The organism is Paenibacillus sp. VCA1, from assembly GCF_031583795.1.
GTDB lineage: Bacteria > Bacillota > Bacilli > Paenibacillales > Paenibacillaceae > Paenibacillus_AQ > Paenibacillus_AQ albilobatus.
On the sequence record NZ_JAVLSX010000062.1, the window covers coordinates 1 to 230 of the forward strand.

Below are 230 nucleotides of genomic sequence, written 5' to 3' on the forward strand. Positions count from 1 at the left end.
TTTAGGATAAGCCCTCGACCGATTAGTATTGGTCAGCTCCATGCATTGCTGCACTTCCACCTCCAACCTATCTACCTCGTCGTCTTCAAGGGGTCTTACATACTGGGAAATCTCATCTTGAGGGGGGCTTCACGCTTAGATGCTTTCAGCGCTTATCCCGTCCGTACGTAGCTACCCAGCCATGCTCCTGGCGGAACAACTGGTGCACCAGCGGTACGTCCATCCCGGTC

Annotated in this window: 1 rRNA gene; it reads right to left on the reverse strand. The window is 53.9% G+C overall.

The features are described from left to right. Positions 1-2: 2 nt before the first annotated feature. Positions 3-230: ribosomal RNA gene (locus RJP21_RS31160) — 23S ribosomal RNA — on the reverse strand; the annotation flags it as partial.